We start from the raw sequence: 10,724 nt of genomic DNA on the forward strand, positions 1-10,724 counted from the left end.
CGTGTCGCGGTCGCGGTCGGGAATCCAGGTCGGCTTTCTACGGCCAGACCCGCACTCGGCTCGGAAGCCTCTGCGGCACAACGATCGTCCGGTCGAACTGGCTACCGGATTGCACGCTCAGTGCTTTTTTGTCTCGGGGCGTCTCGTCGAACGGACAATTTGACATACGTCATTTGAACGGCAAGGGGCAGAGGTAGGTTACCGGTACCGCGTAATTGCTGGCACCTGCCATGTCGCAGGAGAGTGTAGATGACCAAGTGCGTTGCGCGGATGCCGGCCCGCGCATCGGCACGGGTCACTAACACTGGCGAGGCAAATACCATGGAATTTTTGTTATTAGCGGCAATCTTCCTTACATCGGCTGGATTCCTTGTTAGCGCTGCCGTAGCGCCGACCCCGCCTGCGGCGATGGCGCCAGCCTCTGCTTCCGGCTCCGGGGAAGACAGGACCACGGCCCCGCAGCCACGTCCAGAGTCGCCCGGGATGAATGTTCCACTCCCTCAGCAGAATCCTGAGCCACACTCTCACCAATAAGGCGTCGAACAAACGCATAGGTGTGGCCGCGTGTGACCGGAGTGTCCCGTCCCCGCGCGAAGATACGCGAGTTGCTGGACGTAGTGCGAGCGAGTATCAGCAGCAATGCCGACAACGTAGCCACGGTCGCAGTGCCACCAACCTTCACAACAGTATGCCCTTGGTGAGTTACCCAACTAGCGTCGTGGAATACGACCTCGACGATAAGCGAAATCAGTTTCATGAGAGCGTGAGGCTCATGCCAGGTTTCCTGCTAGCCAGCGCACAAAAACGACTAACAACAAATTTCGGTAAAGCGCGACAAAACTTCTATGCTTCTAAAGACTAACGGATAGGAAGTGCTGCCGCCGCAGGATAGGCAATGAGGAAGGAAGCGGCTAGTCAGAGCCATTCGTGTTGCAGTAAATGCCCGCAGTGTGTGGCTTGTCACTATAGACATTGAAGTAGTTAATTTTGGTATCTGACGTTCGATTTGGAATTCCAGGCAAACGAAATTGGGCGATCACGCGAAGGTGAATCAGATCGCAAATCGCTTACTCCTTGCTGACGAAGACGCGCTTTCGCTTGTGCCAAGGATATCCCCAACCACATCGATTTTCAGAGGCCTCCCGCGTGCATGGTGCCTGATATCCAAATGCTCGAGATGACAGGCTCGAAATGCAGCGCGGGTTGGAACCCCCGGGGAACTCCGATATTCTTCGTAACAGGGCGTGGCGTCCAGGCGTTCACGGTGTGTTGTGTACTGACTGAAATCATCTGCAATACAGTTCACTCGCCTCGCCGCGAGCGCCAGATGATGGCGCTAGTGTTAACTGACCAGATTAACAAATGAGTCTGATCGCCTTCGAAGGCCTACTACTTGTGGCACATTCGTTTCTCATCGGATTTGCGCTTCTATGTGGCATCGGCGCCGCGCTGGGGATCGTGTACACGCTACTGGCCGGCGCTTTGATCGGGCGTTTCTTTGCCCGTACGACGACGCAGCCCACCAGCTTTCCGCCTGTCACGATCCTCAAACCGCTGCACGGCGACGAGTGGACCTTGCTCAGCAACCTATCGACCTTCTGCCAGCAGGACTATCCAGGCCCGGTGCAATTCCTGTTCGGGGTGCACAACGCGGAAGATCCGGCGTTGCACGTGGTCGAACAACTGCGTCTGCTGCACCCAAAAGCACACATCACGGTAGTTGCTGATGCGCGCCTCTATGGTCCCAACCGCAAGATGAGCAACATTCTCAACATGCTACCCGAGGCGCAGCATGATGTGCTGGTGTTCGCGGACAGCGACGTGAGCGTGGACGCGGGCTATCTGCGCAATGTGATCGGCGAACTGCAGAAGCCCGGTGTAGGGCTTGTCACCTGCGTCTATCGCGGACAGCCCGATCCTGGTTTTTGGCCGCGCCTGTCGGCCAAGGCGACCAATTACCAGTTCCTGCCCAGCGTCGTAACAGGGCTTGCGCTCGGCATGGCACGTCCGTGTTTTGGGCAGACCATTGCGATGCGGCGCGAAACGCTCGAGAAGATCGGCGGCTTTACCCAGTTCGTGCATCACCTGGCGGAGGACCATGCGATTGGCGAGGCGGTGCGCATGATCGGCGAGAAGGTCGTGATTCCGCCGTTCACAGTGTCGCACGCCTGCGTCGAGGCCAGCGCCGCAGAGTTGATTGCGCACGAATTGCGCTGGAGTCGGACCATCCGGACGATCGATCCGATCGGCCATCTAGGCTCGGCGTTGATACATCCATTCGCCTTCGCTCTGCTGGCTGTGTTCGTTTCCGGCGGCGCAGCATGGGCCTGGCCGCTTGCTGCGCTAGCGCTCCTCGCGCGACTCGCGCTGAAAATCCAGGTGGATCGGGCGTTGCGGCAAGCACGTCGCGATCTGTGGCTATTGCCGTTCTGGGACATCGTGTCGTTTTCGATCTTCGTGGCGAGTTTCCTGTCGACGCGCGTCATCTGGCGCGGCTTCACCTTCAAGGTGGACGGCAACGGACTGCTGTCGCCAGTCAGGACGAGTGACGGTCATGTAGATTTGGGTGGAAGGTTGCACGGGTTCGAAGCAGTGGGGCCCAATACAGAGCTGTGTGCTGGTGCAGTCGATAGTTGTATGTTGGGTGACGAAGATTGCACGAAAAAACCTCCCGTGCCGTTGACAACTTGCTAGTCAAGACGGTTATTGCCGCTTCGTCGTTTCAGGCGTAACGAATACGTCCGACAGCAGCGCACGCCTGGACCTCGTTCATCAAGCCGCAGTGCAATGCTCCATGAGAACGAGACTGCCAGGCGCGATTACCGATAGTGGAGCACTTCCATGCTTAACCGACTTGCACTCCAGATCGTTGGTATTGCGGCGTTGATGCTCGCGGGTTGTACTGAGCCGCATCGGCAGGTGGAAGCTGGTGCAGACCAGTCTGTACTTATTGCCCGCTTGGGTCCGCCCAAGGAAACGTACGATCTACCGAACGGTGGCAAGCGGCTGATGTGGCCGACCCAGCCCATGGGAACGACGACAACGGCAGCCGACATCGACGCTTCCGGCAAAGTGCTTGATGTTCGGCAAGTACTTCAAGACAAGGAGTTCTATCGCGCGGAGGTGGGAAAGTGGACCCGGGACGACGTGCTGGTCAACTTTGGCCGCCCTTTCGAAACCTCCTACTTCAAGCGGGTGAATAGAGAAGTGTGGTCCTACCGGTACATGGAGAACAACATTGAGCATCTGATATACAACTTTTACTTCGACGATCAAGGAGTCCTGCGACAGACGCAGAGATCACCCGATCCGCAATTCGATCCCAGCCAGCGCAATCGGTTCTAACGACACCAAGCAGGCGATCAATTGTTCGCGAGGCCGCGAAGGCAAACCCATTATCTTTGTCGGATTGATCCGTTACGGGTTGCATGTAGCGCTCACTCAGCGCAGGGTCTGCAGTCTGTGTATATGTCATGGCGCAGTTCACGCGGTGGACCCTCGCTCCATAGCCCACTGGCGGCCAGTGATGGCCTACCGCAGGGATAATGGCGTAATTGGGTGGTCACCGGCTACCAGCATCTGTGAACGCACGCGTTACCGGCTCTGCCTGTATATCGACACTCGGTCGACTTCTGGAGATCAATATGAACGGACGCCGCGGACCCGTTTTTGCATCCGTTTTCTACGTGGTACTTTCATTCCTGTCGGCGCCTGTGGCATTCGCCCAAACCGGCGCCGCAGCGACTAAGCAGATGCAGGACACCCAGCGCAAGGCCCAACAAAAGGCTCGCGAGGCCAAAAAAACCGCTCCCCAGGACGCGGACACCCAGACTGAAAAGAAGGCCAAACCGGCGTCCGAAGCTGAGTAAGTATTGCATACGCCCGCGCGATGCTCCGCCCGAGCGGGCGTCGCATCGAAGAAACGGTTCGGGAAAGCTTTAGCGCTATACGCTGTTCGTCTGCGGGTATGGACTAGGTCAATGGATGGGAAAAAACCGCAGCGCTCGATCGTACTCCGATGCAAATGTGTCGCCCGTTCGGCAGGTTACGCTGTTTGTGTGCGGCCAATTAAGGACTCCGGTCAGAGTTGTGACTTGAGGCCGGTGGGTGAGTGCAGTTCGCATGGCATGTTCCAAGGAAACAGCGCACTGTGGTCATCGACGGCCTGTACAAGTGGGATAAGTCGGAACAGCCAGGTGAGTTACCGGTACGAATCGATGCTGTTGAGGCAACCGGACCCGCTGCCCCCTGCAGTGGGGCAAACACGCATCGGCAGACCACCTGCTTCGCAAGTCATGGCCGACTTTGTCAATAGATGGGCCGCTTTAGGTAGTCGATTCGTGTCCAATCGGGACTAAGATCGGCTCAACGGTTAGCGCGCCGGGCCATTAACTCTCCCCAACCCGTGTCCCCTCTTCAATCGCTTTTCTCGTGATTGCGCCGTTGAATCTTGAAGGTGACAAACATCCAGGTACCGTGCGCGGCGGCGGAATTTCACTTTGCCGCATTCTAGGGCCCGCGTGACATTGACGCTGTGAGGCGACGACACCTCGGAAACGTACAGGGTCAGTCCATTCAATAACAACCAGTTGAGCAACAGATGAACGAAATCGGCGGTTACGACATTGAAGACCTGGAAACAGGCATGAGCGCCACCTTTGCGAAGACCATAACGGAGACGGATATCCTGTTCTTCGCGGCCGCATCGGGCGACAACAACGCCGTACACATTAACGAGGAATTCGCGCGGACCACGCCGTTCAAAGGGCGCATTGCGCATGGGATGCTGACCGCAAGTGTGATTTCCGCGACCCTCGCCGGACACCTTCCGGGCCCCGGTACGGTGTACCTCGGGCAGAACCTGCGTTTCAAGGCACCAGTCCGGCCCGGCGATACGGTGCATGCAACGGTCGCTGTGAAAGAACTGCAGCCGGAAAAGGGCCGCGTCGTGATGTCGACCGTCTGTACGGTTGGCGGAAAGGTGGTGATCGACGGCGAAGCAACCGTCCTGGCCACGTCCCGTGCGCGGCGCCTGGTTGAAAGCGCGGCCAGTGCCGAACCGGCTGCAATCATGAGTCAATCAAGCGAAGCGGTGTGATCATGTCGTTAAACGTACCCACTGAATATGTACAGGGATTTCTCAAGTCCGGGCAGCGGTTCTGGCGCGCAATGACCGGTCTGGAGGCGAATGGCGCTCCGCAATACGACACGCACACCAGAGCGGAACCCCCGGAAGCACTAGCCGTTTCCGCGGCGCTTCTCGAGGCTCACTCGGCGTACTGGCCGCAGTTGGCGTCGGTTTGGACCCGCACGCTAGCCAGCACGATGGGCGCGGAAACCGAGCCCGTGATTGCCCCGCCGCGCAGTGACCGCCGCTTTCTCGCCGAAGACTGGCGCAAGAATGCCTGGTACAGCCTGCTCAAGCAGAACTACCTGCTCAACGCGCGGTTGCTTGAAGACGTCGTCGATGCGGTTGTCCTAAGTGAAAAGGACAAACGGAAGCTCGAATTCTTCACTCGGCAGTTCATCGACTTGCTGAGCCCAGCCAATTTCGCCGCAACCAATCCCGAGGCGCTCAGGCTCGCGTTCGAATCCAGTGGTGACAGCTTGCGTGACGGCTTCACGAACCTGCTTGGTGATCTGCAGCGCGGCAACATCTCGATCACGGATGAGACCGCTTACGAGGTCGGGCACAACGTAGCAGCGTCCCAAGGCGCGGTCGTGTTCGAAAACGATCTATTCCAGTTGATCCAGTATGCCCCGCTCACCGACAGGGTAGCCAAACGCCCACTGGTGATCGTGCCGCCTTGCATCAACAGGTACTACATTCTCGATCTGCAGCCTGACAATTCCTTTGTGCGCTTTGGCTGCGAACAGGGGATGACCGTGTTCATGGTGTCGTGGCGCAACCCGGATGCCGCGATGGCGCAGACGACATGGGACGACTACGTCGAACAGGGTGCATTGACGGCAATCAACGTAGCGCTGGCGATCACACGTGCCGATCAGGTCAACGCGGTCGGCTGGTGCGTGGGAGGCACGATTCTGTCGTCTGCCGCGGCGATTTCCCGGGCACGGGGCGACGACAATATGGCTAGCATCACGTTGCTCACCACGATGCTGGATTTCGAAGAACCTGGCGAGCTGGGCGTCTTCATTGACGAAGCAGGCGTCGTTCAGCGCGAGAGTGCAATCGGTCGAGGCGGCATCTACTCAGGCAAGGAACTTGGGTTCACGTTCCAGACGTTGCGAGCAAACGATCTGATCTGGCCATATGTGATCGACAACTACCTGAAGGGCAAGTCGCCGCCGCCATTCGACCTGCTGTACTGGAACGCCGATAGCACGAATCTGCCGGGGCCCATGTACACCTGGTATTTGCGCAACATGTACCTGGAGAACAACCTGTGCAAACCAGGGCGGTTGACGGTATGCGGCATGCCAGTCGACCTGGGGCGCATCGACACCCCGACCTACGTACTGGCAACCGAGGAAGATCACATCGTGCCGTGGCGGTCGGCTTATCGATCCACACAACTGGTTGGCGGCCCGACTCAATTCGTTCTCGGCGCGAGCGGCCACATAGCCGGGGTCGTCAATCCTGCGTCGAAGAACAAGCGAAGTTTCAGGGCCAGTGGCGATTTGAGCAGCGATCCGGATGCGTGGCTGGCGTCAGCCGAAACACGGCCGGGTAGTTGGTGGACCCACTGGATCGAGTGGCTTAAGCCGTACGCTGGAGATTCGGTCAAGGCGCGCACGAAGCCGGGAAGCACCCATCATAAGCCGATCGAACCGGCGCCCGGGCGCTATGTGAAAGCTCGCACGGCATAGGGCTTGCTCCGGGCAGCGCGGCCCCGGCATGCCGATTCCCTGTCACCCCTCGCGTGTGCGCATTTTTTGCTCCACGGAATCGAACGCATTCCGTGGACCTTCGCGATGCCTCGAAGCCCTTCCCCAGGCACAGGGCGATATTGCTTTCGCTACTTGCGGCCTGACACGGGCGCCACCGTCCGATCGATTTTATTCAATCATTCATCTTCCTATTTATCATGCACCGCAAATCAACCGTATCTAATCTCGCGCCGGACGAAGTGAAGGCAACCTCAAGTGCGGCGGGTCTCCACCCCGTTGCAAAAACAGAACACGAAAGCAACGCACTGCAAGCGGAAACGCCGGCCACACGCATGCCAAAAGCAACTTGGGCCTGGGCTGAAAGCTCCAGACACTTCGACTGGATGGACTGGCATACCCCCTCGGCCCTCTCGACCATCACTGACTTTGACCTGTAGATATAGGTGGGGCTGTTACCTGGTCTGAACGGTGCCGTACAATAACTGACGTGGTGAACCGACATTAACGAGTCCCGTCAACGCCCATGCATTCACCCAGCGCCACCGTCCCGATCTCACTTGTCAACGGTTTCCTCGCCGCCGCGGGTGCACGGCCGGGTCTGGTCGGCAAATACCTGGACGAAGCCAGCATCTCGCCGGCGCTGCTGATCGAACCGGGCGCGCGAGTCACGGAGGAACAGTTTTCGACTTTATACCGTGCCCTCGCCATTGAATTCGACGATGAAATGCCGGGCATCTTCGCCCGTCCAATGCGCAGCGGCACCCTGAAGTTTCTTTGCCTGAGCCTGCTCGATGCGCCCAACCTGGAAATTGCCATGCATCGGTTCGGGCAGTTCTTTCACATTGTCCTCGATGACTTCAGGTTCGAATCGCGCAGAGACGGCCTGATAGCGTGCGTTGCCCTTCACCCTGATCCATCGTCGACCGTCAGCATGCTCGGGCAGCAGCTCATGTTAAAGCTCGCACACGGCGTGGCATCATGGCTGATCGGTCAGAAAATCCCCCTGCTGCAAGTCGAGTTCGCGTTTTCCTGTCCGCCGCACACGGTGGATCATCTGTACCTGTTCCCCGGACCTGTCCATTTCGACTGCCAGCAAACGCTGATGCGCTTCAGCGCCGCGTATTTCGACATGCCCATCCGCCAGCGCAAGACGAATTTGCGCAAATTTCTCGCACGGGCTCCGGAAGACTGGATTTTTGTTTCCTTCAGCGAGCAGCTCACGAGCCACCGCATCCGACAATACCTCGCAGCCAGTTTGCCGGATGTGCCGACCGTCGAAGACGCCGCACGGAGTTTTCACTGGTCGGTGCGCACCTTGTGCCGGCGCCTCGCCGCAGAGGAAACCGCATTCCAGACGCTGAAGGACGAGTTGCGGCGTGATATCGCGATCCAGCGACTCACCGGCACCAATGACCCGATTGCAGCGATCGCGGGCGATGTCGGCTTTGACGATCCGACCGCATTTCATCGGGCCTTTCGCCACTGGACTGGCAGCACGCCTGGCGAGTACCGCCGGCAACCCTGAGCGCGACCCTGCCCGTCTGCCGGAACCGTTGAACCGCAACCGGACTTGCTCGCCCCGCGCAATGGGGTAAACGCCCATCGGCGCTCTGCCCGTTTCGCAAGACGTGGCCAACTTTGTCAATAGATGGGCCGATTTAGGTAGTCGATTCGCGCCCAATCGGGACTACGATCGGCTCACTGTTACCGCGCCGGGCCACTTCGTCTGCCCTGCCCGCGTCCCCTCTTAGATTGCATTTCTGGAAATCCATCATGAGCTATACGGCGCCCGTCAAGGACATGCTGTTTGTCATCAATGAACTTGCCCATCTCGATCGCGTATCGACGCTCCCGGGCTTCGAAGACGCCACTGCCGACACTGCGCAGGCGGTGCTCGACGAAGCGGCGAAGTTTAGCGCGGACGTGATCGCGCCGTTGAATATCGAAGGCGACAAAAATCCGAGTACCTGGCGCGACGGCGAGGTCTACACCACGCCGGGCTTCAAGGAAGCGTTCCGCCAGTTTGCCGAAGGAGGCTGGCAAGGTGTCGTGCATCCCGTCGAATATGGTGGCCAAGGCTTGCCTAAACTGCTTGCGGCACCGTGCATCGAGATGCTGAATGCCGCCAACCTGTCGCTTGCGCTGTGCCCGCTGCTGACCGACGGCGCGATCGAGGCGCTCTTGACAGCCGGCACTGAGGCGCAGAAGCAAGCCTACGTGCCGAAGCTGATCTCTGGCGAATGGACCGGAACGATGAATCTGACCGAACCCCAAGCCGGCTCGGATCTGGCATTGGTACGCACGCGCGCCGAGCTTCAAGGCGACGGGACGTATCGAGTGTTTGGCACAAAGATCTTCATCACGTGGGGCGACCATGACATGGCGAAAAACATCGTCCATCTCGTGCTGGCTCGTACGCCCAATGCGCCTGAGGGCGTCAAGGGAATCTCGCTCTTTGCCGTACCCAAGTTTCTCGTCAACGAAGACGGCTCCTTGGGCGATCGCAATGACGTGCATTGCGTGTCGATCGAACACAAGCTCGGCATCAAGGCAAGCCCGACCGCGGTTTTACAGTTCGGCGATCATGGCGGCGCAATCGGGCAACTGATCGGCGAGGAGAATCGCGGCCTCGAGTACATGTTCATCATGATGAATGCGGCTCGCTTTGGCGTAGGCGTGCAAGGCATCGCCGTTGCTGAAGGCGCGTATCAGAAGGCCGTAGCCTACGCGAAGGATCGCGTGCAAAGCCGGCCGGTTGATGGCTCCGCCAAGCAGTCTGTGGCGATCATTCAGCACCCGGACGTGCGCCGCATGCTGTTGACGATGCGCGCGCTAACCGAGGGCGCCCGCGCGCTCGCCTATGTTGCAGCCACGCATAGCGACATCGCGCATCGACACGCGGACGAAGCCGTGCAGGCAGAGCATCAGGCCATCTATGAATATCTCGTGCCGGTCGTGAAGGGCTGGAGCACGGAAATCTCAATCGAAGTGGCGAGCCTGGGCGTGCAGGTCCACGGCGGCATGGGCTTCATTGAAGAGACTGGTGCTGCACAGTACTATCGCGACGCCCGCATCCTGACGATCTATGAAGGCACCACGGCAATTCAGGCGAACGATCTGATCGGACGCAAAACCTTGCGTGACGGCGGCGCGGTGGCGAAAGCAATCCTCGCCCAGATTGATCGGACGCTGGGCGAACTGCAAGACTGCGCGGCGTTCTCGTCCAACCCTGCATTCCGGTCGCTGCACAAGCGGCTCGCGACGGGCCGCCAAGCTCTCGCGAGCGTAGTGGAATTCATGCTAGCCAACGCCAAAAGCGATCCGAACGCAGTGTTTGCTGGCGGCGTGCCCTATCTGAAGCTGGCTGGCATCGTCCTCGCAGGCTGGCAATTTGCGCGCGCCCTGTTGGTGGCTGCTGAGAAGCACGCTGAGGATAAGCCGTTCTACGACTCGAAGATCGCAACGGCTCACTTCTTTGCCGATCACATCCTGTCGCAAGCCGTCGCGCTTGAGGCATCCATCGTCAGCGCGAAGAACAACGAAGGCATGTTGGCGCTGAGTGAAGACCAGTTCTAAAGAAAAGGCATCGCATCGTGATAGACGCAAGTCTCATTGAGCAGTACGGTCCGCGCGAGTCGATGGAATACGACGTCGTGATCGTCGGCGGCGGCCCGGCTGGCCTGTCGGCGGCGATCCGCCTGAAGCAGCTGGCGGCGGAAAAAGGCGTCGAGCTTGGCGTGTGCGTACTGGAAAAAGGCTCGGAGATCGGGGCTCATATCCTGTCGGGTGCGGTGATGGATCCGCGCGCTTTGAACGAGCTGGTCCATGACTGGAAGGAAAAAGGCGCGCCGCTGACGGTGGACGTGACCGAG

7 protein-coding genes and 1 pseudogene are annotated in these 10,724 nt (G+C 58.9%); all 8 read left to right on the plus strand.

Annotated elements, in window-relative coordinates:
• Window positions 1-1,362: 1,362 nt before the first annotated feature.
• A pseudogene (hpnI, locus tag P0D80_RS43845) lies at window positions 1,363-2,535 on the plus strand (bacteriohopanetetrol glucosamine biosynthesis glycosyltransferase HpnI); the annotation flags it as partial.
• A gap of 306 nt (window positions 2,536-2,841) precedes the next feature.
• The gene (locus P0D80_RS43850) at window positions 2,842-3,345 is read left to right on the plus strand and encodes a hypothetical protein (RefSeq protein WP_408182679.1); all 504 of its coding nucleotides are present in this window, start codon (window positions 2,842-2,844) and stop codon (window positions 3,343-3,345) included.
• Between the two features lie 299 nt (window positions 3,346-3,644).
• On the plus strand, window positions 3,645-3,869 hold the full coding sequence (locus P0D80_RS43855; protein WP_408293449.1) for a hypothetical protein: 225 nt from the start codon (window positions 3,645-3,647) through the stop codon (window positions 3,867-3,869).
• Between the two features lie 731 nt (window positions 3,870-4,600).
• Window positions 4,601-5,098, plus strand: a complete 498-nt coding sequence (locus P0D80_RS43860; RefSeq protein ID WP_408182682.1) for a MaoC family dehydratase — start codon at window positions 4,601-4,603, stop codon at window positions 5,096-5,098.
• Window positions 5,099-5,100: 2 nt separating this feature from the next.
• A complete protein-coding gene (locus P0D80_RS43865; RefSeq protein ID WP_408293453.1) occupies window positions 5,101-6,831 on the plus strand; it encodes a PHA/PHB synthase family protein in 1,731 nt (576 codons plus the stop codon).
• A gap of 544 nt (window positions 6,832-7,375) precedes the next feature.
• Window positions 7,376-8,377, plus strand: a complete 1,002-nt coding sequence (locus P0D80_RS43870; protein WP_132377036.1) for an AraC family transcriptional regulator — start codon at window positions 7,376-7,378, stop codon at window positions 8,375-8,377.
• Window positions 8,378-8,625: 248 nt separating this feature from the next.
• Window positions 8,626-10,428, plus strand: a complete 1,803-nt coding sequence (locus P0D80_RS43875) for an acyl-CoA dehydrogenase (RefSeq protein WP_408182684.1) — start codon at window positions 8,626-8,628, stop codon at window positions 10,426-10,428.
• Between the two features lie 17 nt (window positions 10,429-10,445).
• Window positions 10,446-10,724, plus strand: a 279-nt coding sequence (locus P0D80_RS43880; protein WP_408293458.1) for an NAD(P)/FAD-dependent oxidoreductase, incomplete at its 3' end; no start/stop codon positions are given.

Origin of the sequence: Paraburkholderia sp. RL17-373-BIF-A, from assembly GCF_046030175.1 — a bacterium.
GTDB lineage: Bacteria > Pseudomonadota > Gammaproteobacteria > Burkholderiales > Burkholderiaceae > Paraburkholderia.

Coding starts and splice junctions, on each gene's coding strand:
- P0D80_RS43875 (WP_408182684.1), top strand. CDS start 8,626: ATGAGCTATACGGCGCCCGTCAAGGACATGCTGTTTGTCATCAATGAA.
- P0D80_RS43860 (WP_408182682.1), top strand. CDS start 4,601: ATGAACGAAATCGGCGGTTACGACATTGAAGACCTGGAAACAGGCATG.
- P0D80_RS43855 (WP_408293449.1), top strand. CDS start 3,645: ATGAACGGACGCCGCGGACCCGTTTTTGCATCCGTTTTCTACGTGGTA.
- P0D80_RS43850 (WP_408182679.1), top strand. CDS start 2,842: ATGCTTAACCGACTTGCACTCCAGATCGTTGGTATTGCGGCGTTGATG.
- P0D80_RS43865 (WP_408293453.1), top strand. CDS start 5,101: ATGTCGTTAAACGTACCCACTGAATATGTACAGGGATTTCTCAAGTCC.
- P0D80_RS43870 (WP_132377036.1), top strand. CDS start 7,376: ATGCATTCACCCAGCGCCACCGTCCCGATCTCACTTGTCAACGGTTTC.